Source organism: Exiguobacterium sp. 8H (assembly GCF_902506255.1).
Taxonomy (GTDB): Bacteria; Bacillota; Bacilli; order Exiguobacteriales; family Exiguobacteriaceae; genus Exiguobacterium; species Exiguobacterium profundum.
Genome location: NZ_LR733429.1, coordinates 1,945,042 through 1,968,743, shown reverse-complemented (window position 1 = coordinate 1,968,743; position 23,702 = coordinate 1,945,042). Strand labels below are relative to the sequence as shown.

Here is a 23,702-nt window from a genome sequence, read left to right as displayed (position 1 = left end):
TCATTTTGGAGGGTGACCGCTTTTGATTAAAATCCATGATGGTCGAGTTTGTCTTGTTCGCGCTTCATCTCGAGTTCAAGCCGTTGGATCGCGAGTTTCTCTTCTTCGATCTTCAATCGTCGTTCTTCGACACGTGCTTCTCTCGTTTTGATAATCGTATTGGCACCGACTGACGAGACGACAATCACCATAACCATGATGTAGAAAAAGAAATCCATATATAGCCCTCCTTCACTTGATTAGATTTGTGACAAGTCGTTGTGTCTCAAGGGCAACACGACCGTCTGTTGAAATCGCTGTATCATCGATGAGTGCGGAAATGAAGTGGTCAATCACGCCCTGGAAACCACGTTGCGTGAGTGTCGTGTCCCACGACCCGAACGTTTCGACCTCATGCCGACCTTGCTTGAAACGATGTAGCGTGACCATCTCTTCGACAGACAATCGTTCGCCATCCCGTACGATCGAGACGTGCTCATGGTTCACTCCTGCTGAACGGTGCATCGATGTCGTGTGCATTCCGTGCTCATCTTGCCACACGTGGCGGGCGAATCGAAGCTCATGCTTGTCATTGACTTCGACGTGACCCGAGACGAGTGTTAGCTTATTACCAGCGAGGAAACGTAGCGTATCAATGACATGTAAGTAATCATCGAGTAAGGTGAAGGTCGCATCCTTAGGGCCGACGTCATTCTCGCGATGTTTTACCACATCAATCATGTGAGCAGAGGACTCGTTTTGTAGACGCATATACATCGGAGCGAAACGTCGATTGAACCCGACCATCAATTTACGCCCAAGACGTTCGGCTTGAATGACGAGCTGCTCCGCTTCCTCGATTGTTGCGGCGAGGGGCTTATCAACATAAACATCGACGCCGTGTTCTAATAAATACGATACGATGTCATAATGAGTTTCCGTTGAACTATGTACGAACGCTGCATCGATGGATGAGGCGAGTTCATTCAACGTGTCGAAAGAGATCATTCGATACGTTTGGCAAATCATGTCTCGCTTAGATGTGTTCGGGGAAAAGGCACCGACTACCTCGATTCGGGGATGAATCGAAAGGATGGGTAAATACGCTTTTTGAGCGATATTTCCAAGTCCGACAATACCGATTTTTGGTTTTTGCATCCCATTCACTCCTTTGGTTCATCATAACAAAAAACCGGACAGCGGATGTGTCCGGTTCAGGAATTAAAGACTAGCACTTAAGACGATTTCACCTTGTGGCGTTTCATTGCCACGATTCGGTTCTTTTGTGACGGCGACGGTATCCCAGTCGACGTCGACTTCATCTGAGTCGAGCGTGTAGATAACCGTCCCGTTCCCTTTGTCATCGGTGACAAAAGCGCCGGTCGGAATCGGGGCACCATCTTTTAATAGCCATACTTGATATACCTCATTGGCATCGAGTGAGGCTAGACCATTCGTTTGGACGATCAGTTGTGTCGCACCGTCCTGCTCTGCAAGGTAAGCGGTCCCTTCCGATTCGCCGTCGAGTGGAATCGTTTCGGTTAACGCGATGGCAGGGGCATCAGGCTGATTGGTAAGCAAATATCCATTCCCGATCAAGGAGAGGAGGAGTGCCGCTGCTAAAGCGACCGTTCCCCAGACCGGTACGTTCCGTTTCTTCTTCTGTTTGAACGGTGTCACCGGTGGAACTGATGCAGAAGTGTCGGTTGTTATGACGGGTTCATTGTCTTCTTCTTCGAATACACGATCGAGGACACGCGCTTTCATGCCTCGGGGTGGCTCAGTCGGAGTAGACAAGAACGCGACGCCACCGACAAGAGCTTCAAGTTGTTCGAGCTCTTCTTGACAGTCTTTACACGTTGCCAGATGTTGTTCAAATTTCATTCGTTCTTCTTCCGTTAAATGTTGGTTGAAGTAGTCAATCAATTGGTCGCATGCGTTCATTGTTCTACCTCCTTTCCGATGAATTCATGGGATAACTGTTTCCTCAGTTGCCTTAGCGCCAGTCGAATCCTTCCTTTTACCGTTCCGAGCGGGATGCCGCATGCATCAGCAATTTTTTGCTGGCTCAATCCTTGAAAATACATGAGTCGAACGACCTGCTGTTGTTCGGCTGGTAATGTGGCCATGGCTGTCTCGATTTGGGCGCGCTCTTCTTGCCACTCGACTTCTTTCTCGACGGACGGTGAGTCGGAAGGGATGGCCTCAGCGTAAGATTCATCTAATTGTAAATCCGGTTTACGCTTCCGAATTAAATCAATGGCCACATGACGGCTCATTGTGAAGAGCCAAGAACGAAATTTTCCTTTTGACTCATCGTAAACGCCTCCGCCACGCCAAAGCTTGATGAATACTTCTTGCATGGCTTCTTCGGCCAAATCACGATCTTTTGTCAGTTGTAGGACAAATGCGTATAAAATGCGTTCGTATCGATCATACAATATTTCGAGCGCTTCTTTGTCCTTTTGCCTGACACGCTCATATAACTCTAAGTCAGTCATAACATACTCCTTTGCGCAGAAGGGATGTCCCTTGTATTGATCTAACGTATAAAATCGAAAAATGGATGCCTATTTTGTGTGACTATTTATTGAACATGTCACTGCTTGATCCGGAAGCTTCGAATAGATGAATAATCTTAATTTCTCTGAAAGCTGGTACGTGATGAAGCTTAGTCCAATCGCCGTCATCAGCATCAAGCCAATCGCAGTTAAGGGAGAGCTCATCGTCGTCCATAAGAAGTATGTGCGAATGCCAAAAAGAAAAGCAAATACAATAAAAAATCCGGTAATCAAGCTACTCATTTGGCAATAAGCTCGAGAGATTCGTGAAATCATAAGATGCCTCCTTTGTTTCATTGTACTATAGGAGGAAGAGAAAACGATAAGGAGACGATATCATGAAGCGATTTACGAATGAGGGACACATCCTCATATGTTTTGATTTTGATGAGACCTACTTTCCTCATGCATGTACACCGGAACAATTGGCATCCGTTCGTCGGCTCGAAGATTTTTTGGAACAATATTCCCATCGATTGTCAACGATGTGGGTGACAGGTAGTTCACTCAAATCGCTACGTGAAAAAGTTGAACAGGCAAACCTTCGCTTTTGGCCTCACCGTATCGCTTCAAGTTTAGGTACGGAATTGTATCATATTGACGTAGACGGAACGTTTTCTTTAGAAGAATCCTATCAAGCGCTATTCCCGAATGATTTTATATCTCGTGTGGAACGTGTTGCGTCACAGTTTGAACAGATGCGGATTGAACTAGAAGCGCAACCGGGTTTTGGGACGAGTCCTTGGATCCGTAGCTATTACATCCGTGACCAAATCGGGTCTTGGAGCGAAACGCTTCGCATGCTAGCTGATAAAGAAGGTATTGCTGTCAACATCAGCCAATGCAATCCGCAAGCGGGTGATCCGATGGATGCATGGGATATTGATTTTTATCCAATCCATGCCGGAAAAGAATCCAGTGTTCGATATGTATGCACCACTGTTTCCTTCTTACGCAAAGAAACATATGCGTTCGGCGACAGTGGGAATGACCTTGGGATGTTAGCGCATGTAGGAAAAGGCTATTTAGTGAGCAATGCGACCGAACAGGCAAAACAGATGTATCCGGAGATGACAACAAAACCTTATGCAGAAGGGATTTTAGAAGTATTGGAATCTGATTTGTCCTCTTTCATATAGTGCATGATTTCCTCTAATGAACGGATGAGGGTCGCACGAATCGTTTCGGAATGTGGGTTGAAGTGAAGACGTTGTTGCCAAATCCGACAAAATAAATCGGTCAAGGCCGCCTCTGCAGTTGCAGGATGGTCATTCAGATGAAGCGCATATCGATAAAGTAGTTTTTCATAGCGTGAGTATAAATGTTCTAAGGCTTGGCGATTTTTAAGACGAATTTGATCGACCAGGCGTTCATCGAGTGTAGGAAGCATATGCAACTCCTTTCGTATGGAATGAAGGTTTCAACGATAAAAGAATCAGGAACTTTACTCAGATAAAGCATCCTCTCTGTTCTTTCACTCATTTGCTCCCATTTAAACCAAGGAATATGAAGAATAGCGGTCGAATATGCATGCCCCTCAACGATTCAAAACGTGTGATAACAATTCGGACAAGTTTGTGCGTCTCCCGGCGCGCGTTTGAATGATGTTTTACACTTCGGACAAGTGACGGTTTCACTCTGTTGATTGAACAAACTGCCACGATTGAATAAAATGTTGCGAAGGTTTGGTAACGCGAGTGCAGCGAAAATCATTGCCCCGAATAAAAAGGCAGCCAAGATCAGTAATAATACATAAGTCATCGGTTTTTTCCTCTCTCATTTGATTTCCTTCATCATAATCGAAATTTGAATCAGCGAACAGCTTATCAATAGAAATGGGAACAAATGTTCTGTATAATGGAAATAAAGGAGGGAAAACAGGATGAGAGAAGAATTGTTACGATGGATGCGTTCGGGACAAGTCACAGAAATGGTGTATGTCGATCGACATGGGACATTTTCAGAGCGGCGGGTCAAACTGATTAAAGTGCAAGGGGAGTACGTTGTGGCATGGGATTTGAATAAACAAGCGAGACGAACGTTTCGAATCGAGCAAGTTCTTGCCTGTCTTCCCATCAACGAACGATTTAGAAAGCGAAAGGCGGAGATTGGATGATTGCCTTACCAACGTTAGCAGCGCCAGCTAAAAGGGCACTAGTCGCTAAAGGAATCGAGTCTTTGCATGAATTGTGTCCCTATACACGCCGTGAGGTTGCGAGTTGGCACGGAATCGGACCGAATGCCCTTTTTGTCCTTGAGGCGGAGCTACTAAAGCACAATTTAGCATTCAAAATGGAGGAACCTAGTACGTGAGTGAAACGTCTAGGTTTTTTTTGTGAAGTGATTGCTTTTCTTTGAAAACGGGAAGTAATATATTTGTCATCTCAATTGCCGTTAAAATCTAGTAACATGACGATAAGGTTTTATGAACCTAGCGACACCCATGAGAAAGGACGTACACAGCATGAGAACGAAACGTTTATCCGCCATTTTACAAAATGAGATGGATGACATTTTTGATCCATGGGTGACCGGAGTCGAAACCGATTCCAGGAAGGTCAGTTCAGGGAATGTCTTTATTTGCATTCGCGGCTATACGGTTGACGGTCATAAGTTCGCGGAGGACGCCGTCGCCAACGGTGCGAGTGCGGTCATCTCAGAATATCCACTCGATCTCGATGTACCGAATGTGGTTGTTGCCGATACGAAACAGACGGCAGGAGCGGTTGCGAGTGTATTTTATGACCACCCCTCTCATCGGATGCGTATATACGGTGTGACAGGAACGAATGGAAAAACTACGACGGCGACACTGACTTATGATTTGTTGCGTCTTTCAGGACGTCGTGCCGGAATCGTTAGTACGATTGGCGCGCGTTTTCATAATCAAACGGTTGAGACAGCCAATACGACACCAGAAGCCGTCGTCTTACATCGCATCTTAGCAGAGATGGTCGATGCAGGCGTCACGGATTGCGTACTCGAGGTATCATCGCATGCCTTAATGGAAGGTCGCGTAGCGGGAATACACTTTCATGCTGCTGCGTTTACGAATTTGACGCATGATCATTTAGACTATCATCGTTCGATGGATGAGTATGCCCGGGCCAAAGCGCGATTGTTTGAACAGGTGGAAGTGACGAATGGTGAGGCGATTGTGTTAAATGCGGAAGATCCGGCTAGTCATGTCATGGCTGAGTTTGCGCCGACATGTCAAGCCATTATGTATAGTACAAAAGAGGACATCGAGGCGGACATCCAAGTGATTTGGCGTGAAGAAACGGTACTCGTCAGTATGAAGGAGTTCAAGCTCGAAGTGCCCGTCCGATTCATGGGGGCGTTCAACGCAGCGAACTTAGCGGCGGCCATTGGACTTGTGTCGACTTCGGATATGGCGCTACGGACCATCGTTTCAAATGTTCCAGGACTCACCTTGCCAAAAGGGCGGTTAGAACGTTTAGCTACAGAGGATGCCGAGATATATATCGACTATGCTCATACACCAGACGGGCTAGAGAAATGTTTGTCTACATTGCAACAAGACGACCGTGCACTTGTCGTCGTGTTAAGTGCGGCAGGAGACCGAGATCCCACGAAACGTCAAGATATGGGACGAATCGCAAGCCGCTATTCAAACGAGGTGATTGTCACCGTACATGATATCCGCATGGAAGACCCGAAACAAATCATTCGTGACTTAGTAAAAGGAATCCAACCGGATGTGAAGTATGTGACGTTTGAAGCAAGGGAAGAAGCCCTGCGCCATGCGGCCACGCAAGCGTTAGAAGGAAAGCGTGTCGTGGTCGTCGGGAAAGGACATGACCACATCGAACGGATTGGTCGCCAGTCGATTCCATTCAATGAATCGAACATTTTATTAGAAGAATTGAAAAAGCGAAAAGGGCAGGAACCTGCCGTTTAACAAAACGATGACGTTTGTCATCGTTTTTTAATGTGTGAAGAACAGGAAGGAAGGTAATAACTAATAATGTAGTAGAATTGAAGGAGGAGAATAGACATGTCAGTTTTGTACAAAGAATTTACAAATGATGAAGAAGTCGTTACCGCCGTTCAATCGATGAAAACAAATGGGATTGATGAATCTAACATCTACGTCATCACACATGACGATGATCGAAGTAAGCGTGTCGCGGACAATGCCGATGCGAACACCGTCTCAGCAAGTGACGTCGGTTTGGGGACAGCTGCCAAAAACGTGTTCCGCAAAAAAGGAGATGAACTGCGAGCCGATTTTCAGGAGCTCGGCTTCACAAAAGAAGAATCAGAGCGTCTCGAAGAAAAGTTAGATCAAGGGAAAGTGCTCGTCGTCGTGAAAGACGCACCTGCCGGATTCACCATCTGATTTCACACCATGGAGAACAGAGAGGAAAAAGGCTGAATCGTGAGTGATTCAGCCTCTTTTCATGTGCTTAGCGAAGGCGGACGACGGTACGACCGCTCAATTCGCCACGCATCATCGCCTCGGCGTGACGAGGGACGTCGTGTAACGGAATCTCATGGATCATCTCGTTGAGAACTTTCGGATCGATGAGTTCTTCGAGGCGTTCCCATGCGTTCGTACGACGAACCATGGGTTGCATGACCGAATCGATGCCGATGAGCTTCACGCCGCGTAAAATAAACGGATAAACGCTCGTCGGCAACTCGGCGCCTCCGACGAGACCGCATGCGGCGACAGCACCTTCATATCGTATCTGGCTCAAGATGTTGGCGAGTGTATTTCCACCGACCGAATCGATAGCGGCATCGAAGCGTTGCTTGGCAAGGGGACGGGCAGGTCCTTCTAATTCGCTTCGATCGATGATCGTCTCGACACCGAGTGAGCGTAAGTATGGTGAATCTGTTTTACCAGTGGAGGCGACGACATGGTAGCCGAGGCGACGAAGCAACGTAATCGCGAAGCTTCCGACACCACCTGTCGCTCCTGTGACGAGCACTTCTTCGCCTGGACGCACACCAGCGTGTTCGAGTGCATCAATGGAAAGCATGGCGGTGAGTCCTGGTGTTCCGATGGCGATTGCATCTCGCATGCTCATTCCTTTAGGTAACTTCACGAGCCATTTCCCCGGTACTTGCGCATACTGGCTAAATCCACCGAAATGCCGTTCCCCAATCCCGAAACCAGTGGCAATCACCTCATCGCCAACTTTGATGTCGAGGTGGTCTGATTCGACGACAGTTCCAACGAATTCGCATCCCGGAATGAACGGATAGCGATTGACGATTTTTCCTGAAGTCGTCAATCCGAGCGCGTCTTTATAATTCAATGCGGAATAGTGGACTTCGACTAAGACGTTTCCATCCTCTTCTTTCGGAAGGACGTCGGCGTTCACTTCTTTTACTTCGGCATGAAGGCGTTCCTCGTGTTGGTCTAGCACGAGTGCTTGGAATGATTCATTCATCTGCTTAACCTCTTTTCCTATAGATGTCCTCACTCTAACAGTCTTTCCCTGGCAAAATGAAATATATGCACGAATCTTTAGGGGGAAACGGGTAGAGAGTGGTACAATAAAGGGGATTCAAATTGCGTAAGGAGGAATGTAGTATGCGGCACGATGACTATGAGTTTGACGATGTAGAAGTAGAAGAAGGCGAATTGTTCAACGTATACGATATTCTCCCACCAGACGGGACGATCCTGGAGATGGCGACAGCTGAGGAAATGGTTCGAGCGGCCGAATTAGAAGCGAAGCATCATGCGCTCCAACGGCTCCAAGATTCAAACTTCCAGTTAACAGGCGTGTCGTTCAAAGAACTTCTGACAGAATTTGAACAGTATGAGCAAGAGTCAATGGAGTTCTGGACAGGTGTTTATAACCGATTACGCATTCCTTGGGCGTGGACGATTCGAATCGATGTGGCCAATGGTCCGATTCACGTCGTGAACGATCGCGATATCTTTATCGATGAAGACGACTTCGAAGAATATGATGTTGATGATTTATTAGAGGAATACGAAGAAGATTGAATCAAAAACGTCTTTCCCTCATTCAGATGGGAAAGACGTTTTTTTGTCGTGGAGCAGGTCGTGACGGATTCGACTGAGTTCAGTCGCCCCAAATAATAATCCGACACTACATAAAATTGAAACACCACTCACCATCGCCCCGACGACAGCGGTATCACCAATCATTGTGAACGACATTGTGAGGCTAAACAGTCCAAATAGCAGTAATCCTCCAGCAATGGTTTTCATAAAATTCACCCTTTCACGTATCTATGCATGTAGTGTAGACGGTTTGACGAGAGAAGGGTGTTTCTTTTTTTGACCCGGTAAATTATTTAATCAAGTCGTAAATCGAATAGGTCTTGCCATTTTCTAGAGGACGGTCAATCAACTGTTCAGCAAATATACGAGCGACCGTTTCAGGAGAACGGAGTCGTCCTTCTGTTTCGTATGCACGGAATTGTTCAAGGTCAGCGAACGCCTCTTTCGAGGAAGAACGAATCTCCGCCTGCATCGACGTATCCATCACACCTGGATTGAATAGAGCTGCACGATGTGAGGTTCCTTCTAGCTCTAGTGCAAGCGTCTCCGTGAAATGATCGAGTCCTGCTTTCGTGCCACAATATGCGCTCCAACCTGAGATCGGACGTTTGGCCGCGCCAGAGGTCACATGAATCAACTCGGTCGGCTTACCGAAAGCGAGGACCGCATTCGCCAATAGCATCGGCGCAAGCAAGTTAGCATGGACATGAGCGGTCACTTTCTCACCATCTAATTGTCCGACACGATGAATCGGTTCAATCCATGCTGCATTTTGAACGAGCAAAACCGAATCAGCCCGCTCTAGAAATGGTGTGATCTCCCGAATGACTGCATCAATCCCCGAGACGTTTGATAGGTCGACTGATCGTTGCTGATACGTAACGTCTTCCGCCTGTGAGCGAGAGAGCCCGACCACCTCGTAATCTCTAGCTTGTAGTTCCTGAGCGATGGAACGGCCGAGACCACGCGATGCGCCTGTGATGAGAGCAAGTTTCATATACATTCCTCCTATTCGTGAATCGTTTTCCGAAAACCATAGAACGGACGAAACCGTAATTTCTCGTAATATGTGTGGGAATTTTGACTTGCGAGCATCTCAAGCCGTGTGTCTGGATAAAGTGTATGGACGTGTTGGAGTAACTGTTCGCCAAGACCACGTCTACGATATGTAGAAGCGACCAACAGTTCACAAACATACAAACTGACTGTCGTATCAGTCAATCCGCGCAAATAAGCGACAATCTTTCCATTTTCAGACTCCATCACATAGGTGACGTTTGATTGACGCCATGCCTCACGGGTCAACGCGTCACGTTCTACCAATTGGCTCCAATCTTCATCACGATTAAGTTGTTGAATCGAGTCAAAGTCTGATTCCATATAAGTACGAATGTTCATTCAATCCGTTCTCCAATCTGCATTTCAATCTGTTTCATGACGTCGAACGCCCCATCTGATTGATTTGAACAAATGACCGAGATGGTATCGATTTCTGGATAATAACTAGAATGGAAACTGACACCAGGGTCATAGCCCATCACGTGATATTTATAGACATCTCCCGATGCGTGATGTTGAATCCAAAGTCCGTATCCATAACTCCCGCCGCGGTCATTAACCGTCACGTGTGGTGTCAAAAGAAGCGACGTAGAAGCGGTATCAAGAAGCTGATGTGAAAACAGCGCTTTCCAAAATTGAGTCATGTCTTGAACTGTCACATACGCACCACCATCTGCTCCTCCTTTGATTGGAATCGCATATTGGTTTGTACGCCATGTGCCGTCCGAGTGGTCAATATAACCGAGTGCTGTTCTAGAAGGCAAGGCATCGAGTGAAAAGTATCCAGAATCAATCATACCAGCAGGATGAAAAATCGATTGTTCGACATAGTCGGTGAAAGATTGCCCGGTCACATCTTCTACAATCAACCCTAACAGAATATATCCTGCATTATTGTAGGAGAATCGAGAACCCGGTTCGTCTTTCATAGATTTTTGTTGAAACAACGGTAAAAAATCACGTAACTGTTGAAGCCGATACATCGGGATATCACGCCATAGCGCTTCAAAGTCATCAGAGACGGATTCATCAAAATAGTCAGGGATTCCTGATGTGTGCGTCAACAACTGATGTACGGTGACGTTTGGTGACAGATGAGGCAAGGCAAATGTTTGAAATGAGTCAAGCGAGGTGGAAAAGGATAGTTTCCCTTGCTCGACTAACTGGCAAATCGCGATTGCTGTAAACAGCTTGCAACCGGACGCAATTCCGAACCGTGTCATCACGTCATGTTGAATCTGTTCTGAGCGATTCGCATAGCCGTAAGACTGGTGGATTGATCCGTTTCGATTGGTGAGCAAATAGACACCCGAAAATGTCTCGTCAATCGATGGATGTGTGAAATGTGGCATGAGAAACCTCCATGTATTGAGTGATTCAATAATTCGACTATATCATGTCCATCACAATCTCTCTAAAATTTACTCAATTTTCAAAAAAACATTTACCAAATAACAGGAATTGAGACAGGTGTCTGACCTCGAACGTGGTACGATATGGGCGAACAGAGAGGAAGTGGATTCAATGACGTTATTCTTCTGGGGGATACTCGTTGGATTTTTAATTGCCTTGTGGCTATACAAACGTCCACAGCCACATTCACAGTCTCTTTCGTTTATGCATTTCGGGAATCAAACGAAAGATGTCATTTACATTTTTGAAACGAAACCGACGTGGCGTTTCCGATACATCAGTCCTTCTTTAGATTTATATCTCGGAGACGGGACGGTGATGCAAAGTTATTCAGATGCACAAGAATGCTTTCGGAGAATCCACCCGGACGATCGGCGACTATTACTCGATAAAGTGGCGGGACGCGTCAATTATGAAGAAGCGATTCTTCAACGATGGCGCACGAATGACGGCGCTTACGTATGGTTCGAGGAATATACGACGCCAATCTATGAGAATGGTGAAATCGTAGCGGTTCAAGGTGTGATTCGGAACATCGAAGCAGCCATGACCGAGCGTGAACGTCTCATGTACGAAAGTCGCCACGATAGCTTGACCGGTGTCTTCAATCGTCGAGCATTTGAAGAAACGATTGCTCAAGCTGAAAATGCGTGTGATGTCGGCATCATCGTGCTGGATGTGAACGATTTAAAAGTCGTGAACGACGAAGAAGGACATTCTGCTGGTGACCATTTGTTGCAACGAGTCGGCACAATCCTACAAGACATCGAATCCTCCGTATATCGGTTAGGGGGAGATGAGTTCGTCTTGTTTCTAGAGATGATGCCTGAGGACGCATGTGAACGAATGGTTCGTCAAATCGAAGCGACTTGTGAACAAGAATCGATTTCTGTTGCCATCGGGTTGGCGTGGGCGTCTCGTCCGGAAACGATTGAGGCGCTTTGGCAACGTGCGGACGATGCCATGTATGAACGGAAGCGACAACAAAAAGTAGACCTCCTTGACGTGTAAGTTCAAGGAGGTCTATTGGTTTAGCTACTTTGTTCTTCTACATCGGACGGCTCTTCACCCAAATTGTTTAGATAGCGTTCATAACGAGAAATACCATAGCGGTAAGATGCCCAGATGAGCCCGGACGTTATGACGACAAGTCCCACTGTCAGTGGAGCAAACCATCCGGAAACGATGCTGTTCGCATAAGCGAGTCCGATCGGTGAGAAGACAAGGTAAACGAAAATCATCGAAGCGACGAGCAAAATGGATGTCGAAAGGGAATGACGCCATGGTTTGACTCGCCCTAGTTCGATTCGGATCGGATTCGCTTGAAGCATCGGCCGTACACGCGCAAAGACAAGCATGATCCCCGTTTCGATGACGAAAAGGATTCCGTAAATATGGATAAAGTTGATACCGATTTCGACGCCAAACCATTGTTTCGTCCCCCATACGAGGAAATAGTAGGCGATGACGTGGAAAAAGACGACGGTCTTCGCGGCGATTGGCGGCACACGTTTAACAAGCATCCCGATTAAAACGATGACGAGAATCGGGATGTTGAAGAAACCGGTGAAGCGACGAATCAAGTCCCACAAGCCATCTGGTGCATACATAAGATTCGGGGCGACAAAGAACGAGACGAGTGCAACGAACGTCCCGAACCATTTGCTGACGCGAATCAAATCTTGGTCAGAAGCATCCGGTTTAAACTTCGGTTTGTAAATGTCGAGTACGAAGAGCGTCGCGATACTATTCAAGAGCGAGTTGAACGAGCTGAATACGGCACCGAGCAAGACGGCGAGGAAAAAGCCCATGAGCCACATCGGTAACAGCTCGGCAATCAAACTCGGATAAGCGAGGTCTGCCTTCTCGACGTTCGACCCGTACAAGTGAAACGCGATGACGCCAGGTAACAACATGAAGATTGGAACGAGTAATTTCAAGTAGCCGGTAAAGAGAACGCCTTTTTGTCCTTCCGCTAAGTTTTTTGCACCGAGGGCCCGTTGAATCACGTATTGATTCAGTGCCCAGTAGAACAAGTTCGCAAAAATCATTCCGGTAAAAATGGATAGGAACGGGACTGAGTCGTTGGCTGAGCCGATGGCGTTCAACTTTTCGGGATTCGTCGTCGCAATCGTCTTCATCCCATCTAACAGATTCCCGTCCCCTAGTGCGAGAAAGCCTAGTGTCGGAACGAGGAATCCAATGATGATGAGTCCGATCCCGTTCAACGTGTCCGATACGGCAACGGCACGAAGACCTCCGAAGATGGCATAAATCGCCCCGATAATCCCAATGAACCAAACGACGAGCCAAAGGGACTGCTCAAAGCTGATGCCGAGAAGGGCCGGCACATCGAACAGTTGCAGGACGGCTAATCCACCCGAGTACAGCATCGATGGAATCGTCACGCACATATAGCCGAGTAGAAATAACAAGACAGTCAATCGACGAACGTCCTCGTCATAGCGTTGACTTAAAAATTCAGGAATGGTCGAAATTCCGATGCCAAGAAAACGTGGCAACAAAAAGAGCGCCATGATGATGGCAGCGATACCGGCCGTCACTTCCCATGCCATCGCTGACATGTTGCCGGCGAACGATTGACCGTTCAACCCAATCAATTGTTCCGCTGACAGATTGGTCAACAGGAGCGATCCTGCAATGAAGACGCCTGTTAATCCGCGACCGGCCAAGAAGTAATCGTCGGCGCTTTCGACTTTTCCTTTCGTCATTCGATACGAGACGTAAGCGACGAGCGCCATGAACAAAGCGCCAGTCACGAGTATGTAGAGTACTTGTTGAAGCGTCATAAAATCCCCTCATTCCTTACTTATGTTTTATATGTATTTGTAGGAAATACCCTAAATTATAAGAAGGTAGTCCTATTGTTTTGATCGAATCATACAGAAACCATGAACGTGGGGACGATTGCGTACTTGTCGTACGAGAGTAGAAAATCGATGAGGATGGATGGACCGATGGGAGGGACCTCGTGAAGAAGTGGATGATTGGAATGTTATCTGTTGTAGTGATAGCAGGTTATATCATGTTTAGCGAAATGCTGAAAGAAGAAAACACGAGTGATTTGGCTGTGACCGAAAGCTTCCGACACATAGACGATTTAGCTACAAGCTCGCCGATTGTCATCGTCGGCAAAGTGAGCAGTGCTCCCAAACCGTTTACACATCAATCGGTCACATTCTTTGAATCACACATTCAAGTGCAGCGTGTCTATCGAGACGTGAATGGTCAACTGAAGTCAGCCGATACGATCACCCTTTTACAAAATGATATGGAAGAAGACCCGCTCGTCAAACGAGACGAGACCGTTTTGCTGTATTTACAAAGATATGAAGGACCCGTGATGGAGAATGCATATCGGATTGTCGGTCTACAACTGGGACATTTCAAAGTGAATCGGACGGGGACACTGACTTCGGTAGGAAAACCTAACCTTTATCAAGAAAGCGGGCTCAGTGCTGACTTGAGCAAGCTAGAGACATCATTGAAAGACAATCCTTATGTGGAAGAAAGAAACGAAGTGATGACGGATGAGGAAATCAGGGCTTTTAATGAAAATGAAGTGCGTTTGTTTGAGGAGTCTCAACAACATGACGAGTAAAAGCGGCGCTGACAACATCAGCACCGCTTTTATAATCGGATTTTTTTCAAATGTCATAAAAACTGGAGCATGGACGTCGCGACCGTGAAGTAGATGATGAGACCGAGGTTGTCCATCAGCGTCGTGATAAACGGTCCAGAGGCAACAGCGGGGTCTAACTTCAGGCGATTGATGAGAAGCGGGACAATCGTTCCAATCATCGTGGCGACACTGAGTGCGGCGAAGATAGAAACCCCGACAATGAAGCCGATCAGCATATTGTCGTATAGCAGCGTGATGACGCCAAAAATGACAATCATACACGCAATCCCTAAGATGATGCCGGTTCCGAGTTCGCGTCGAATCATCTTCATAACGTTCTTTCGATTGATGGTCCCGAGTGCAATTGAGCGCACAGCGACGACGAGTGATTGCGTGGCTGCGTTCCCGGCAGAGCCCATGACAAGTGGCATGAAGACGGCGAGTAGCACAATCGTCTCAAGGGTGTCTTCGAAACCGCCAATCGTCGAAGCTGTAATCATGCCGAGAAACATGAGGCTGACAATCCAAGGGGCACGTTTTTTCGCTGCTTCAAGCGGACTCATGTTGATATCAGACGAACCTTTCGTCGCGGAGAGTTCTTCAAAGTCTTCTGTCGTTTCGCGCTCGATGACGTCTAATACATCATCGACCGTGATGATGCCAAGTAGCTTTTGCTGATCATCGATAACGGGAAGGGCCAACAAATCGTACTTCTGGACAATCCTGGCCAAGTCTTCCTGGTCGGTCATGACGTTTGCCGAAATGACGCGGAACCCCATGATGTCTTCAATTTTCGCCTCGAGCGGTGCGACAATCAAATCACGTAAGGAGACAACACCAACCAGTTGGTGCGCTTGGTCGACCACATATAGGTAATAAATCGTTTCGGCATCTGGTCCGAGTTCACGCAACTCTTCAAGGGTCAGTCCGACCGTCTTATCAGCTTGAAGGACGACGAACTCGGTCGTCATGAGCGATCCAGCCGTTTCCTCCGGATATTGCATCAAGTCTTTGACTTCTTGTTCCTCGATATCATCCATCTGCTCAAATAGCGTGTCCATGAACGCATCGGGTAGTTCCCGCATCAAGTCGGCCGCGTTGTCCGAATACATTTCATTCAAGATTCGGACGGCATACGGTTGGGGTGTTTCTTGGATGAATGTACATTGCTCTTCTAACGTCAGTTTTTCAAATAGATCGGTGAATACCTCAGGGGAGATGGTTCGATACACGAACGACCGCTCATGTTGATTCAGTTCGATAAAATGATCCGCCTGTTCACCCGGGTGGAGGGAGAGAAAGAGGTCTTGAAAATCGACCGGGTCTCCCTTTTGAATCAATGTACGAAGCGCTGCTTCATGTTCGTTGTATTCCGTTTCTTCAATTTTCATATGCTCACATCCTGATCTCTCACATTTTCAATTTCATTTACGGTGAATAAAAAAAGTTTTCTACATTTTTTAGGGCGATGCTATACATCAGCCATACATCTTATTTCCCTTTGCCATCGTCCTGATTTCTAGAGCATTGTTTGTTCATTCACATGAGTGAACATTTATTCATATCAATGCGGAATCGACAACAGATGAACTGTCGGATTAGACATTCGCAAATTTGGTAAAGTGATAAGGTAAGGGTAGTCACACACCCGAATCACAAGGAGGAAGCGAGATGATCTCAATGACGAATCAACCGATTTCACAAGATACGACGCTGAAACATCCGATTCATGTGTATTCAGAAATTGGAGAATTAAAAACGGTATTACTGAAGCGACCGGGCCGGGAGTTAGAGAACCTTACTCCAGAATATTTAGAGCGCCTCTTGTTCGATGATATTCCCCATTTGCCGGTCATTCAAAAAGAGCACGATTATTTTGCGAGTGCGCTTCAAAATCGTGGTGTGGAAGTCCTTTACCTCGAAAAACTAATGGCCGAAACGTTATCACTCCCTGGTGTGCGCGAAAAGTTTGTCGCGGATATCTTATCGGAGTCCAAATCAAATATCAACGGTTCTTACGAAACATTAAAAGAGTATTTACTCGATTTTGATAACGAAATGTTGATTGAGACGGTGATGGCCGGTATCCGGAAATCGGAAATCAAGCCAGAAAAACGCCGACATCTGCATGAAATGATTGAAGATACGTACCCCTTCTTTTTGGATCCAATGCCAAACCTCTACTTTACACGAGACCCGGCCGCTGCAATCGGTCACGGACTCTCCATCAACCGCATGAAAGAACCGGCACGTCGCCGTGAATCGCTCTTCACGCAATACATTATGCGCTATCACCCACGCTTTGCGAAACATGATGTTCCCATCTGGTCGGACCGTGATTATCGGTTTGCGATGGAAGGGGGAGACGAACTCGTCTTGTCGAAAGAAGTCGTCGCCATCGGCATCTCGGAACGAACGACCGCGCAAGGCATCGAACGTGTCGCCCTCAACCTACTCAAGCATGGAGACAGCTTCAAAAAAGTCATCGCCATCGAAATTCCAAAATCACGCGCCTTCATGCACCTTGATACCGTCTTCACGATGGTCGATCATGATAAATTTACCATCCATCCGTTCATTCAAGGACCGGAAGGGAAGATGAACATTTTCGAACTCACGCTAAACGCGGAAGGTGAACTTCAGATTGCCCAGCACTCGGATTTGTTGAAGGTGTTAAAAGATGTCCTCGGCTTACAAGAGGCGACGTTGATCCCTTGTGGCGGTGGGGATCCGATTGCGGCAGCCCGCGAACAGTGGAATGATGGATCGAACACGCTCGCCATCGCGCCGGGTGTCGTGGTCACGTATGACCGAAACTATGTCTCGAATGAGTTACTTCGTAAAGAAGGCGTCGAAGTAATCGAAATCATGTCGAGTGAACTATCGCGCGGTCGTGGGGGTCCACGTTGCATGAGCTGTCCGATTATCCGCCAAGACATCTAAATGTGATAAGGAGGAAGCAGTATGTCTACAACGTTCAATTTTGATTTGAAAGGTCGTCATTTTTTATCGCTAAACGAGTTTTCGGGTGAAGAAATCAACTATTTGATCGATTTGTCTGCTGCATTCAAACGTCAGAAAAAACAAGGTGTTCCACATCGGATTTGTGAAGGTAAAAACATTGCCTTACTCTTTGAAAAACCATCGACTCGGACGCGTTGTGCATTCACTGTCGCTGCCATCGATTTAGGGATGCACCCTGAATATTTAGGCAAGAATGATATTCAATTCGGGAAGAAGGAATCGGTACGTGATACCGCGATCGTTCTTGGACGCATGTTTGATGGCATTCAGTTCCGTGGCTTCGCTCATGAGACGGTCGAAGGTCTTGCAAAAGACGCCGGCGTACCGGTGTGGAACGGTTTGACCGACTTGTATCATCCAACCCAAATCTTGGCCGACTTTTTGACGGTGAAAGAGCAAAAAGGAGATCTTGCCGGAATTAAATTTGTGTACGTAGGTGATGGACGGAACAACATGGGAAACACGTTGTTGATTGGTGGTGCAAAAGTTGGGATGGATATGCGAATCTGTGCGCCGAAATCGCTCTGGCCATCTGACGAGATCGTGAACTATGCGAAGTCGGTCGCCGTTGAAACAGGGGCTGTGATCACCTTGACAGAGAGCATTGAGGAAGCGATGGACCAAGCCGACGTCGTTTACACCGATGTCTGGGTATCGATGGGCGAGGAAGCGGCGTTCGCAGAACGAATCGAACTGTTGCGACCGTATCAAGTGAACATGGACATGCTTCAAAAGAGTGGCAATCCGGACATCATGTTCTTACATTGCCTTCCGGCATTCCACGACTTAGAAACGGAGGTCGGACGGGCGATTCATGAGCAATATGGGTTGACGGAAATGGAAGTGACCGACGAAGTGTTCCGCAGCCGTCATTCGTTCGTATTTGATGAGGCAGAAAATCGGATGCATACCATCAAGGCGGTGATGGCGGCGACGCTCACGGAGACACGCGAATGGCTTGATCGTTGACGAGGAGGGGATTTCCCCTCCTGCTTCAAAATAAGCGAAAGGGATGAGTAGAATGGCTACGAAGGTGGAGCATGACTCAGGTGGTTCGGCTGGAGTACATCCTGAAAAGAATGATAAGCGGTTAGGTCTCGGAGCGTTGACGGCACTTGTCGTCGGATCGATGATAGGCGGTGGCGCTTTTAACTTGGCTGCCGATTTGGCGCAAGGTGCGAATGCGGGTGCCATTCTCATCGGTTGGGTCATCACAGGAATCGGGATTATCGCGCTCGGTCTCAGCTTTCAAAATCTAACGATGCGTCGTCCCGATCTCGATGGTGGCGTATACAGCTATGCACGGGCAGGTTTTGGGTCGTTCGTCGGGTTTAACTCGGCATGGGGATATTGGTTGTCTGCCTGGCTCGGGAATGTGGCGTATGCCACACTGTTGTTCAGTTCGGTCGGTTATTTCTTCCCGATTTTTGAAGGGGGACAGAATATCGCGTCGATTATTGGTGCATCGATTATGCTTTGGCTCGTGCATACACTCATCTTACGTGGGGTTCATGAAGCATCGATGATCAACATCGTCACGACAATTGCCAAGCTCGTCCCAATTTTTGCATTCATTACGATCACCTTGTTCTTCTTTAATCTCGAAAACTTCACCTTCGATTTTTGGGGACAAGGCGGCTTCTCATGGGGAAGTGTTCGTGACCAAGTCGTCTCGACGATGCTCGTGACACTTTGGGTCTTTATCGGTGTGGAAGGGGCCGTCGTGCTATCTGGTCGTGCACGGAAACGTTCTGACGTCGGGAAAGCAACCGTTATTGGGCTACTTGGAACGCTCGTCATTTATTTGCTTATTTCTATCATGTCGCTCGGTCTCATGACTCCCGAAAATGTAGCGAACGCCTCGCAACCAGCGATGGCATATTTGCTCGAGTCGGCCGTCGGTCCGTGGGGTGCGATGCTCATCAACGGGGGACTCGTCATCTCTGTCCTTGGCGCATGGCTCGGTTGGACGCTGTTAGCGGCAGAAATCCCATTCGTTGCCGCCAAAGATGGAGTCTTCCCGAAATGGTTCACGAAAGAGAATCAAAATCAAGCTCCTGTCAATGCCCTTTGGCTAACGAATGGGTTGATTCAGCTCTTCCTCTTCACATTCTTGATTTCAGATGCCGCATATAACTTTGCCTTTTCTCTCGCTTCGAGTGCGATTTTGATCCCATACGTGTTCTCGGCCTTTTACCAAGTGAAAGTGGCGAAGAACGGAATCGGATACAGTTCCGGTGAACGAAAAACACGCGATTTAGCGATTGGATTGGTCGCTTCCGTTTATGGACTATGGCTCATTTACGCCGCTGGAATCGATTATTTACTTCTCACTACACTTTTATATGCACCGGGAACCCTTCTCTACATGAAGGCACAACGTGAAAATGGCATCAAGTCACTCACTAAAACGGAATGGATGGTCGCCGGTATGTTGACCGCACTGGCCATCTTCGCAGTCGTACGCATACTATCGGGTAATATCTCAGTCATTTGATCGGGGGTATGGATATGGAGAATAAACGTGTGGTCATCGCCTTAGGCGGGAATGCGATTCAGCAAGGCAAAGATGCAACAGCCGAAGCACAAATACAGGCAGTTGAGGCAACGGCGGAATCTCTCGCTGCACTCATCGCTGAAGGAGTCGAGGTCATCATCACGCATGGGAACGGTCCGCAAGTTGGAAACCTGATGTTGCAACAAGCCGCATCAGACAGTCCAGCCACACCAGCGATGCCGCTTGATGTCTGTGGTGCGATGACGCAAGGGATGATTGGATACTGGTTTGAAAACGCATTGACCAAAGCACTGCGTGCACGTGGCCTTGAACAGCATGTGGCCTCGCTCGTGACACGAAGCATTGTCGATCCGAACGATAGTGCGTTTCATCATCCGACTAAGCCAATCGGTCCATTTTATACGGAAGACGAGGCACTTCATCTCGAACGGACGACGGGTTATGTCTTCAAAGAAGACGCAGGACGGGGATATCGTCGTGTCGTCCCGAGTCCGATCCCTATGAAAATCGCCGAACACACCGTCATTCGAACACTCGTTGAAGCTGGGCACATCGTTGTCGCTTCCGGTGGCGGTGGCATTCCGGTTATGGAGACAGCGGATGGATACGTCGGCATCGAGGCAGTGATTGATAAAGATTTCGCGGCTGCAAAACTGGCTGACCTCGTCAACGCAGATGTGTTACTCATTTTGACGGCTGTCGAACATGTGTATGTCAATTTTGGGCAGCCAGATGAGATGGCACTTCAAGAAACGTCGAAAGAACAGATGGAGACCTATATCGCTGAAGGGCAGTTTGCACCAGGTAGTATGTTGCCGAAAGTAAGAGCGGCGCTTCAGTTTGCCGAATCCGGTACGAACCGTGTCGCCATCATCACGTCGCTCGATCAGGCTTTAGCAGCCATTGACGGGGAAGCGGGCACACGTGTCCGCCTGGCTCCATCGCTCCAACAATAAGAATGTGTCGCAGACGTGAAGCGTTTGCGACTTTTTTTGTTTTCTGCCCGGATTCAAGGGGAAGGAATGTTGTATGCCAAAAATGAGATTGCTATCATATTCAGTGTAAACGTTTGCACTAATTTCAGGAAGGAAGTGACGGAGAGCGGAATCGCTCGAGTGTATGCGCCTATTCGAAGAAAATCATGTATATCAGTCGTGGATGAGACCAAAAGCAAGGGAAGAGGCAATCGTGCAAGGAAGCTGTTATCGATTCACCGTTTTGACGAGTCAGTTGATTCGGATGGAATACGCGGAAGACGGAATTTTTGAAGACCGTGCCACCCAAGTGGCGTGGAATCGGGAATTTGACGTTCCACAATTCCGAGTGATTGAAGATGAGACAGAGCTCCAAATCATCACAGAACATGTTCATTTGTATTATACGAAAGGTCCGTTCGCACCGAACACGCTCTATGTGGACGTGAAAGGGAACTTTAGTACGTATTATAGCCGCTACATGTTCAATGGTCCGGAGCGGACGCTGAAAGGGACGGCGCGGACGCTCGACCATGTGGACGGGGCGACGGAATTAGAAGAAGGGATCCTCTCCAAACAAGGGTATGCGATCATTGATGATTCATCCTCATTTTTGATGACGGATGATCGCTTCGTCGAGCCGAGACGAAAAGGAATTCATGATATTTACTACTTTGGGTATGGCCATGACTATAAACAGGCACTTCGAGACTTTTACACGTTGACGGGTCCGACACCGATGCTTCCTCGTAAAGCGCTCGGGAACTGGTGGAGCCGGTACTGGCGATACGACGAAAAAGAGTATAAGACGTTAATGCGCCGTTTCAAGTCAGAAGATGTCCCGTTCTCGGTCAGTGTCATCGATATGGACTGGCACGTGACGGACATCCCCGAAGAGTACGGGAGTGGATGGACGGGCTATTCGTGGAACAAAAACTTGTTTCCCGAACCGAAACGTTTCCTCAACTGGTTAAAGGATGAGGGAATGATGGTGACGTTGAACCTGCATCCCGCGGACGGTGTCCGTGCGTTTGAAGATCAGTACGTGGCGATGGCCGAGGCTATGGGCGTCGATCCGGAATCGGAGGACCGAATCCCGTTCGATTTTTCGGACAAGCGATTCATTCAAGCGTACTTCGAACAAATGCACCATCCACATGAGGCAGACGGCGTTGATTTTTGGTGGATCGACTGGCAACAAGGGTCGACCTCGAAGATGGAAGGACTCGACCCGTTATGGATGCTAAATCATTATCATGCCATTGATATCGCCCGTGACGGCAAACGCCCGCTCATTTTTTCTCGTTACGCCGGACCAGGGAGCCACCGTTACCCGGTCGGATTCTCAGGAGATACAATCATCTCGTGGGCATCGCTCGCCTTCCAGCCGTATTTTACAGCGACAGCGACAAACATCGGCTACGGGTGGTGGAGTCACGACATCGGAGGGCATCATCGCGGGGAAAAAGATGATGAACTCGCTGCGCGTTGGGTCGCATATGGGGTGTTCAGTCCAATCATGCGTCTCCACTCGACGTTCAGCACATTTAACGGGAAAGAGCCTTGGCGTTTCGGAATCGAAGCCGAACAGTCGATGAAGCGATTCTTACGCTTACGTCACGAACTCATCCCTTATCTATATACGATGAATTATCGTAACCATGCCGATGCGCTACCACTCGTGTTACCGATGTATATCGAACATCCCGATGACGAAGCGGCTTATCAAGTACCGAATCAATTTTATTTTGGCAGTGAACTCATTGTGTCCCCAATCATCACACCGATGGACCGGAAGCTCCACGTCGCCGGAACGAATGTCTGGCTACCAAAAGGAGAATGGTTCGATTTCTTCACAGGACATCGTTACGAAGGCGACAAGTCGATTCGTGTATTCCGTGGTCTTGATGAACAACCAGTCTTCGCCAAAGCGGGTGCCATCGTTCCGCTCATGCCACATAAACCGCATGAGAATGAGACGGGGAACCCGAGCGAGCTAGAAGTACTCGTCTTTCCAGGTGCCTCGAACACGTTCACGATGTACGAAGATGACGGGGAAAGCCGGGATTATGAGACAGGTGCCTCGCTTGAAACGACGTTCACGCTCGACTGGGAAGCGCGGACGCTTCGCATCGAGATGTCAGGAGACTTGACCCTCGTTCCGGCGAATCGGACATTGACCGTTCTTGTTCGAGGCGTTGTCGGGGAAGGGGACTATGACGCTGAGACGCAGACGTTACACATCCCGATTGGTGAATTGAAGCAGGAGCAGACGGTGACGCTCCCCGTCGATGTGACACAGAACGCCCATCGACTTGACCGTCTCTATCGATTCTTAGATCGCGCGGAAATCGCCTACGATTTGAAAGATCGTTTGTACCAGATGGCGACGACGAAGACGCGTCTCGAGGCCTGGCTGTTTGACCTCCATGCGTTAGAACTCGATCGAGATTTGCAAGACGCGTTATTAGAACTGATGTTGGACTAAAATAAGGGGGGAGACCCCCTTTTGTCATGTCAG

Annotated in this window: 27 protein-coding genes; 14 read left to right on the top strand and 13 right to left on the bottom strand. The window is 47.8% G+C overall.

What is annotated here, in order from left to right; translation table 11 throughout:
* Window positions 1-26 precede the first annotated feature (26 nt).
* From GVY43_RS10040 to GVY43_RS10025, 4 genes are all read right to left on the bottom strand, one after another.
* Window positions 27-218 (bottom strand): hypothetical protein, encoded by a 192-nt coding sequence (locus tag GVY43_RS10040; RefSeq protein WP_074035480.1) that lies wholly within the window; start codon window positions 216-218, stop codon window positions 27-29.
* A 13-nt stretch (window positions 219-231) separates the two neighbouring features.
* Window positions 232-1,137: a Gfo/Idh/MocA family protein gene (locus tag GVY43_RS10035; protein ID WP_159563076.1), complete on the bottom strand. Its 906-nt coding sequence runs from the start codon at window positions 1,135-1,137 to the stop codon at window positions 232-234.
* A gap of 63 nt (window positions 1,138-1,200) precedes the next feature.
* On the bottom strand, window positions 1,201-1,923 hold the full coding sequence (locus tag GVY43_RS10030) for an anti-sigma factor (RefSeq protein WP_031422001.1): 723 nt from the start codon (window positions 1,921-1,923) through the stop codon (window positions 1,201-1,203).
* Complete coding sequence (locus GVY43_RS10025) at window positions 1,920-2,480, bottom strand: RNA polymerase sigma factor (RefSeq protein WP_012727540.1); 561 nt, start codon at window positions 2,478-2,480, stop codon at window positions 1,920-1,922. The genes GVY43_RS10030 and GVY43_RS10025 overlap by 4 nt, the downstream gene beginning before the upstream one ends.
* A 127-nt stretch (window positions 2,481-2,607) precedes the next feature.
* Between GVY43_RS10025 and GVY43_RS10020 the strand changes: the two genes are divergently transcribed.
* A complete protein-coding gene (locus tag GVY43_RS10020; protein ID WP_148209475.1) occupies window positions 2,608-2,793 on the top strand; it encodes a hypothetical protein in 186 nt (61 codons plus the stop codon).
* 85 nt (window positions 2,794-2,878) lie between these two features.
* Entirely contained in the window at window positions 2,879-3,679 is an 801-nt protein-coding gene (locus GVY43_RS10015; protein WP_074035484.1) for an HAD family hydrolase, read from the top strand.
* Here GVY43_RS10015 and GVY43_RS10010 read toward each other — a convergent pair.
* Window positions 3,625-3,930 (bottom strand): RNA polymerase sigma factor, encoded by a 306-nt coding sequence (locus GVY43_RS10010; protein ID WP_074035485.1) that lies wholly within the window; start codon window positions 3,928-3,930, stop codon window positions 3,625-3,627. The two genes, GVY43_RS10015 and GVY43_RS10010, sit on opposite strands and share 55 nt — an antisense overlap.
* A gap of 155 nt (window positions 3,931-4,085) precedes the next feature.
* On the bottom strand, window positions 4,086-4,301 hold the full coding sequence (locus tag GVY43_RS10005; RefSeq protein ID WP_012727536.1) for a hypothetical protein: 216 nt from the start codon (window positions 4,299-4,301) through the stop codon (window positions 4,086-4,088).
* A gap of 121 nt (window positions 4,302-4,422) precedes the next feature.
* On the opposite strand from GVY43_RS10005, the gene GVY43_RS10000 reads away from it, so the two are divergent.
* The 4 genes from GVY43_RS10000 (at window position 4,423) to GVY43_RS09985 (ending at window position 6,903) form a co-directional block, all read left to right on the top strand.
* Window positions 4,423-4,656, top strand: coding sequence for a WYL domain-containing protein (locus GVY43_RS10000; protein ID WP_012727535.1), 234 nt, complete (start codon window positions 4,423-4,425; stop codon window positions 4,654-4,656).
* Window positions 4,653-4,853 (top strand): DNA-binding protein, encoded by a 201-nt coding sequence (locus GVY43_RS09995; protein WP_159563075.1) that lies wholly within the window; start codon window positions 4,653-4,655, stop codon window positions 4,851-4,853. Before GVY43_RS10000 ends, GVY43_RS09995 begins: the two co-directional genes overlap by 4 nt.
* Window positions 4,854-5,004: 151 nt before the next feature.
* Complete coding sequence (locus tag GVY43_RS09990) at window positions 5,005-6,462, top strand: UDP-N-acetylmuramoyl-L-alanyl-D-glutamate--2,6-diaminopimelate ligase (protein WP_159563074.1); 1,458 nt, start codon at window positions 5,005-5,007, stop codon at window positions 6,460-6,462.
* 96 nt (window positions 6,463-6,558) lie between these two features.
* Window positions 6,559-6,903 (top strand): general stress protein, encoded by a 345-nt coding sequence (locus tag GVY43_RS09985; RefSeq protein WP_012727532.1) that lies wholly within the window; start codon window positions 6,559-6,561, stop codon window positions 6,901-6,903.
* 67 nt (window positions 6,904-6,970) lie between these two features.
* Here GVY43_RS09985 and GVY43_RS09980 read toward each other — a convergent pair whose 3' ends face one another.
* Entirely contained in the window at window positions 6,971-7,963 is a 993-nt protein-coding gene (locus GVY43_RS09980; protein ID WP_159563073.1) for an MDR family oxidoreductase, read from the bottom strand.
* A 143-nt stretch (window positions 7,964-8,106) separates the two neighbouring features.
* On the opposite strand from GVY43_RS09980, the gene GVY43_RS09975 reads away from it, so the two are divergent.
* Complete coding sequence (locus tag GVY43_RS09975) at window positions 8,107-8,529, top strand: hypothetical protein (RefSeq protein ID WP_012727530.1); 423 nt, start codon at window positions 8,107-8,109, stop codon at window positions 8,527-8,529.
* An 18-nt stretch (window positions 8,530-8,547) separates the two neighbouring features.
* Here GVY43_RS09975 and GVY43_RS09970 read toward each other — a convergent pair whose 3' ends face one another.
* The 4 genes from GVY43_RS09970 to GVY43_RS09955 form a co-directional block, all read right to left on the bottom strand.
* Window positions 8,548-8,757, bottom strand: a complete 210-nt coding sequence (locus GVY43_RS09970; RefSeq protein WP_012727529.1) for a hypothetical protein — start codon at window positions 8,755-8,757, stop codon at window positions 8,548-8,550.
* Between the two features lie 82 nt (window positions 8,758-8,839).
* Window positions 8,840-9,547, bottom strand: coding sequence for an SDR family NAD(P)-dependent oxidoreductase (locus GVY43_RS09965; RefSeq protein ID WP_159563072.1), 708 nt, complete (start codon window positions 9,545-9,547; stop codon window positions 8,840-8,842).
* A gap of 11 nt (window positions 9,548-9,558) precedes the next feature.
* Window positions 9,559-9,948 carry a GNAT family N-acetyltransferase gene (locus tag GVY43_RS09960; protein ID WP_159563071.1) on the bottom strand — a complete coding sequence of 130 codons (390 nt, stop codon included), beginning with the start codon at window positions 9,946-9,948 and terminating at the stop codon, window positions 9,559-9,561.
* Complete coding sequence (locus tag GVY43_RS09955) at window positions 9,945-10,961, bottom strand: serine hydrolase (RefSeq protein ID WP_159563070.1); 1,017 nt, start codon at window positions 10,959-10,961, stop codon at window positions 9,945-9,947. Before GVY43_RS09955 ends, GVY43_RS09960 begins: the two co-directional genes overlap by 4 nt.
* A 172-nt stretch (window positions 10,962-11,133) precedes the next feature.
* On the opposite strand from GVY43_RS09955, the gene GVY43_RS09950 reads away from it, so the two are divergent.
* A complete protein-coding gene (locus GVY43_RS09950; RefSeq protein WP_159563069.1) occupies window positions 11,134-12,033 on the top strand; it encodes a sensor domain-containing diguanylate cyclase in 900 nt (299 codons plus the stop codon).
* 20 nt (window positions 12,034-12,053) lie between these two features.
* Here GVY43_RS09950 and GVY43_RS09945 read toward each other — a convergent pair whose 3' ends face one another.
* Window positions 12,054-13,832: a solute:sodium symporter family transporter gene (locus GVY43_RS09945; RefSeq protein WP_159563068.1), complete on the bottom strand. Its 1,779-nt coding sequence runs from the start codon at window positions 13,830-13,832 to the stop codon at window positions 12,054-12,056.
* 182 nt (window positions 13,833-14,014) lie between these two features.
* Between GVY43_RS09945 and GVY43_RS09940 the strand changes: the two genes are divergently transcribed.
* Window positions 14,015-14,644 carry a hypothetical protein gene (locus GVY43_RS09940; protein ID WP_159563067.1) on the top strand — a complete coding sequence of 210 codons (630 nt, stop codon included), beginning with the start codon at window positions 14,015-14,017 and terminating at the stop codon, window positions 14,642-14,644.
* A 53-nt stretch (window positions 14,645-14,697) separates the two neighbouring features.
* Here the strand turns inward: GVY43_RS09940 and mgtE are convergent, their stop codons facing one another.
* On the bottom strand, window positions 14,698-16,056 hold the full coding sequence (gene mgtE, locus GVY43_RS09935) for a magnesium transporter (protein WP_159563066.1): 1,359 nt from the start codon (window positions 16,054-16,056) through the stop codon (window positions 14,698-14,700).
* 322 nt (window positions 16,057-16,378) lie between these two features.
* On the opposite strand from mgtE, the gene arcA reads away from it, so the two are divergent.
* The 5 genes from arcA (at window position 16,379) to GVY43_RS09910 (ending at window position 23,669) form a co-directional block, all read left to right on the top strand.
* The gene (gene arcA / locus GVY43_RS09930; protein WP_031422019.1) at window positions 16,379-17,608 is read left to right on the top strand and encodes an arginine deiminase; all 1,230 of its coding nucleotides are present in this window, start codon (window positions 16,379-16,381) and stop codon (window positions 17,606-17,608) included.
* A 21-nt stretch (window positions 17,609-17,629) separates the two neighbouring features.
* Window positions 17,630-18,658 carry an ornithine carbamoyltransferase gene (argF, locus tag GVY43_RS09925; protein ID WP_159563065.1) on the top strand — a complete coding sequence of 343 codons (1,029 nt, stop codon included), beginning with the start codon at window positions 17,630-17,632 and terminating at the stop codon, window positions 18,656-18,658.
* Between the two features lie 52 nt (window positions 18,659-18,710).
* Window positions 18,711-20,186: an arginine-ornithine antiporter gene (gene arcD / locus GVY43_RS09920; protein WP_159563064.1), complete on the top strand. Its 1,476-nt coding sequence runs from the start codon at window positions 18,711-18,713 to the stop codon at window positions 20,184-20,186.
* Between the two features lie 14 nt (window positions 20,187-20,200).
* Complete coding sequence (gene arcC, locus GVY43_RS09915; RefSeq protein WP_159563063.1) at window positions 20,201-21,163, top strand: carbamate kinase; 963 nt, start codon at window positions 20,201-20,203, stop codon at window positions 21,161-21,163.
* 163 nt (window positions 21,164-21,326) lie between these two features.
* Complete coding sequence (locus GVY43_RS09910; protein WP_159563062.1) at window positions 21,327-23,669, top strand: TIM-barrel domain-containing protein; 2,343 nt, start codon at window positions 21,327-21,329, stop codon at window positions 23,667-23,669.
* Window positions 23,670-23,702: the final 33 nt, after the last annotated feature.

Coding starts and splice junctions, on each gene's coding strand:
- GVY43_RS10040 (WP_074035480.1), bottom strand. CDS start 218: ATGGATTTCTTTTTCTACATCATGGTTATGGTGATTGTCGTCTCGTCA.
- GVY43_RS10035 (WP_159563076.1), bottom strand. CDS start 1,137: ATGCAAAAACCAAAAATCGGTATTGTCGGACTTGGAAATATCGCTCAA.
- GVY43_RS10030 (WP_031422001.1), bottom strand. CDS start 1,923: ATGAACGCATGCGACCAATTGATTGACTACTTCAACCAACATTTAACG.
- GVY43_RS10025 (WP_012727540.1), bottom strand. CDS start 2,480: ATGACTGACTTAGAGTTATATGAGCGTGTCAGGCAAAAGGACAAAGAA.
- GVY43_RS10020 (WP_148209475.1), top strand. CDS start 2,608: ATGAATAATCTTAATTTCTCTGAAAGCTGGTACGTGATGAAGCTTAGT.
- GVY43_RS10015 (WP_074035484.1), top strand. CDS start 2,879: ATGAAGCGATTTACGAATGAGGGACACATCCTCATATGTTTTGATTTT.
- GVY43_RS10010 (WP_074035485.1), bottom strand. CDS start 3,930: ATGCTTCCTACACTCGATGAACGCCTGGTCGATCAAATTCGTCTTAAA.
- GVY43_RS10005 (WP_012727536.1), bottom strand. CDS start 4,301: ATGACTTATGTATTATTACTGATCTTGGCTGCCTTTTTATTCGGGGCA.
- GVY43_RS10000 (WP_012727535.1), top strand. CDS start 4,423: ATGAGAGAAGAATTGTTACGATGGATGCGTTCGGGACAAGTCACAGAA.
- GVY43_RS09995 (WP_159563075.1), top strand. CDS start 4,653: ATGATTGCCTTACCAACGTTAGCAGCGCCAGCTAAAAGGGCACTAGTC.
- GVY43_RS09990 (WP_159563074.1), top strand. CDS start 5,005: ATGAGAACGAAACGTTTATCCGCCATTTTACAAAATGAGATGGATGAC.
- GVY43_RS09985 (WP_012727532.1), top strand. CDS start 6,559: ATGTCAGTTTTGTACAAAGAATTTACAAATGATGAAGAAGTCGTTACC.
- GVY43_RS09980 (WP_159563073.1), bottom strand. CDS start 7,963: ATGAATGAATCATTCCAAGCACTCGTGCTAGACCAACACGAGGAACGC.
- GVY43_RS09975 (WP_012727530.1), top strand. CDS start 8,107: ATGCGGCACGATGACTATGAGTTTGACGATGTAGAAGTAGAAGAAGGC.
- GVY43_RS09970 (WP_012727529.1), bottom strand. CDS start 8,757: ATGAAAACCATTGCTGGAGGATTACTGCTATTTGGACTGTTTAGCCTC.
- GVY43_RS09965 (WP_159563072.1), bottom strand. CDS start 9,547: ATGAAACTTGCTCTCATCACAGGCGCATCGCGTGGTCTCGGCCGTTCC.
- GVY43_RS09960 (WP_159563071.1), bottom strand. CDS start 9,948: ATGAACATTCGTACTTATATGGAATCAGACTTTGACTCGATTCAACAA.
- GVY43_RS09955 (WP_159563070.1), bottom strand. CDS start 10,961: ATGCCACATTTCACACATCCATCGATTGACGAGACATTTTCGGGTGTC.
- GVY43_RS09950 (WP_159563069.1), top strand. CDS start 11,134: ATGACGTTATTCTTCTGGGGGATACTCGTTGGATTTTTAATTGCCTTG.
- GVY43_RS09945 (WP_159563068.1), bottom strand. CDS start 13,832: ATGACGCTTCAACAAGTACTCTACATACTCGTGACTGGCGCTTTGTTC.
- mgtE (WP_159563066.1), bottom strand. CDS start 16,056: ATGAAAATTGAAGAAACGGAATACAACGAACATGAAGCAGCGCTTCGT.
- argF (WP_159563065.1), top strand. CDS start 17,630: ATGTCTACAACGTTCAATTTTGATTTGAAAGGTCGTCATTTTTTATCG.
- arcD (WP_159563064.1), top strand. CDS start 18,711: ATGGCTACGAAGGTGGAGCATGACTCAGGTGGTTCGGCTGGAGTACAT.
- arcC (WP_159563063.1), top strand. CDS start 20,201: ATGGAGAATAAACGTGTGGTCATCGCCTTAGGCGGGAATGCGATTCAG.
- GVY43_RS09910 (WP_159563062.1), top strand. CDS start 21,327: ATGCGCCTATTCGAAGAAAATCATGTATATCAGTCGTGGATGAGACCA.